The sequence below is a fragment of the Alteromonas sp. KUL150 genome (assembly GCF_009811475.1).
Classification (GTDB): Bacteria; Pseudomonadota; Gammaproteobacteria; order Enterobacterales; family Alteromonadaceae; genus Alteromonas; species Alteromonas gracilis.
The window spans coordinates 1-3,337 of record NZ_BLIJ01000090.1 but is presented as its reverse complement, the minus strand read 5'-3'; the positions used below and the strand labels follow the sequence as shown (position 1 = coordinate 3,337).

1 rRNA gene is annotated in these 3,337 nt (G+C 48.8%); it reads left to right on the top strand.

What is annotated here, in order from left to right:
- Positions 1-197: 197 nt before the first annotated feature.
- Positions 198-3,078, top strand: a 23S ribosomal RNA gene (locus tag GVO62_RS19130).
- The last annotated feature ends 259 nt before the right edge of the window (positions 3,079-3,337 follow it).

Here is a 3,337-nt window from a genome sequence, read left to right as displayed (position 1 = left end):
CTTTAACAATTTGGAAAGCTGATATTAATAGTAATCAATCAAAATTGAGTAACTGAGAAGTCGAAAGACGTACTTTTTACTCTACTTGACTGAATTGCTTGTTATCAATTTATTGATAGCAAGGCAATTCTTCCGATTAGCTTGTCATTCATGCGACATAACTTAGACAGAAGTCAAAAGGCTGTTTGGGGTTGTATGGTTAAGTGACGAAGCGTATACGGTGGATGCCTTGGCAGTTAGAGGCGATGAAGGACGTGTAAGTCTGCGAAAAGCTGTGGTGAGCCGACAAAATGCATTTGAGCCACAGATGTCCGAATGGGGAAACCCACCTGTTTACAGGTATCGTTACGTGAATACATAGCGTAACGAGGCGAACGAGGGGAACTGAAACATCTAAGTACCCTTAGGAAAAGAAATCAATTGAGATTCCCCTAGTAGCGGCGAGCGAACGGGGAACAGCCCTTAAGCTGTATTGAATGTAGTGGAATCCTTTGGGAAGAGGAGCGATACAAGGTGATAGCCCTGTACACGACGCAATCTTTACAGTGAAATCGAGTAGGTCGGGACACGTGTTATCTTGACTGAATATGGGGGGACCATCCTCCAAGGCTAAATACTCCTAACTGACCGATAGTGAACCAGTACCGTGAGGGAAAGGCGAAAAGAACCCCTGTGAGGGGAGTGAAATAGAACCTGAAACCGTATACGTACAAGCAGTGGGAGCACCTTCGTGGTGTGACTGCGTACCTTTTGTATAATGGGTCAGCGACTTATATTTAGTAGCGAGGTTAAGTGAATAACGGAGCCGTAGCGAAAGCGAGTGTTAACTGCGCGTTTAGTTGCTAGGTATAGACCCGAAACCCGGTGATCTAGCCATGGGCAGGTTGAAGGTTGAGTAACATCAACTGGAGGACCGAACCCACTAACGTTGAAAAGTTAGGGGATGACCTGTGGCTGGGGGTGAAAGGCCAATCAAACCGGGAGATAGCTGGTTCTCCCCGAAATCTATTTAGGTAGAGCCTCGGACGAATTCCATTGGGGGTAGAGCACTGTTAAGGCTAGGGGGTCATCCCGACTTACCAACCCTTTGCAAACTCCGAATACCAATGAGAACTATCCGGGAGACACACGGCGGGTGCTAACGTCCGTCGTGGAGAGGGAAACAACCCAGACCGCCAGCTAAGGTCCCAAAATATTGCTAAGTGGGAAACGATGTGGGAAGGCACAGACAGCTAGGAGGTTGGCTTAGAAGCAGCCACCCTTTAAAGAAAGCGTAATAGCTCACTAGTCGAGTCGGCCTGCGCGGAAGATGTAACGGGGCTAAGCAATATACCGAAGCTGCGGCAGCATAGTTTACTATGCTGGGTAGGGGAGCGTTGTGTAAGTGGATGAAGGTGAGTTGTAAAGCTTGCTGGACATATCACAAGTGCGAATGCTGACATGAGTAACGATAATGGGAGTGAAAAACTCCCACGCCGGAAGACCAAGGTTTCCTGTCCCATGCTAATCAGGGCAGGGTAAGTCGGCCCCTAAGGCGAGGCAGAAATGCGTAGTCGATGGGAAACGGATTAATATTTCCGTACTTATATAATCAGTGATGGAGGGACGGAGAAGGCTAGGCAAGCTTGGCGTTGGTTGTCCAAGTGAAAGCGAGTAGGCCGAGAATTTAGGTAAATCCGGATTCTTAAAGCTGAGACGCGAGACGAGCTCCCAAGGGAGTGAAGTTGTTGATGCCCTGCTTCCAGGAAAAGCTTCTAAACTTATGATTATATGAACCGTACCCCAAACCGACACAGGTGGTCAGGTAGAGAATACTAAGGCGCTTGAGAGAACTCGGGTGAAGGAACTCGGCAAAATTGTACCGTAACTTCGGGAGAAGGTACGCCCCTGTTTGTGAACACTTCGCGTGGTAGGCAAATGGGGGCCGCAGTGACCAGGTGGCTGGGACTGTTTATTAAAAACACAGCACTCTGCAAACTCGTAAGAGGACGTATAGGGTGTGACACCTGCCCGGTGCCGGAAGGTTAATTGATGGGGTTAGTTTTCGGACGAAGCTCTTGATCGAAGCCCCGGTAAACGGCGGCCGTAACTATAACGGTCCTAAGGTAGCGAAATTCCTTGTCGGGTAAGTTCCGACCTGCACGAATGGTGTAACCATGGCCACGCTGTCTCCACCCGAGACTCAGTGAAATTGAAATCGCAGTGAAGATGCTGTGTACCCGCACCTAGACGGAAAGACCCCGTGAACCTTTACTACAGCTTGGCACTGAACATTGAACCTACATGTGTAGGATAGGTGGGAGGCTTTGAAGCACAGTCGCTAGATTGTGTGGAGCCGTCCTTGAAATACCACCCTTGTATGTTTGATGTTCTAACATTGGCCCCTTATCGGGGTTGTGGACAGTGTCTGGTGGGTAGTTTGACTGGGGCGGTCTCCTCCCAAATAGTAACGGAGGAGCACGAAGGTTAGCTAATCACGGTCGGACATCGTGAGGTTAGTGCAATGGCATAAGCTAGCTTAACTGCGAGACAGACACGTCGAGCAGGTACGAAAGTAGGTCATAGTGATCCGGTGGTTCTGTATGGAAGGGCCATCGCTCAACGGATAAAAGGTACTCCGGGGATAACAGGCTGATACCGCCCAAGAGTTCATATCGACGGCGGTGTTTGGCACCTCGATGTCGGCTCATCACATCCTGGGGCTGAAGTCGGTCCCAAGGGTATGGCTGTTCGCCATTTAAAGTGGTACGCGAGCTGGGTTTAGAACGTCGTGAGACAGTTCGGTCCCTATCTGGTGTGGGCGTTGGATGATTGATGGGAGCTGCTCCTAGTACGAGAGGACCGGAGTGGACGAACCGCTGGTGTTCGGGTTGTCATGCCAATGGCATTGCCCGGTAGCTACGTTCGGAACGGATAACCGCTGAAAGCATCTAAGCGGGAAGCCGGCCCAAAGATGAGTCATCCCTGACCTTTAAGGTCTGGAAGGGTTGTTATAGACGATGACGTTGATAGGCAGGGTGTGGAAGCGTTGTAAGGCGTTAAGCTAACCTGTACTAATTGCCCGAGAGGCTTAACCATACAACGCCCAAGAAGCTTTGGACTTCTGAGTGTTGTAGACAAGCTAAAGTAAGCAAGTAAGAGTAAAAAGCAGTTACTCACTGATTGAATTAATATTATCTTTCCCAAATTGTTAGTTATTAAGCAACGATGATTAAATAGGCTCTAAAGAGTACTGTTAGTCCTCCTTGCGCAGAAGTCATGATAAAAAGCATCATGATTCTGCACTAAAAGTTTTTCCTGGCAGCCATAGCGATACGGTACCACCTGACTCCATTCC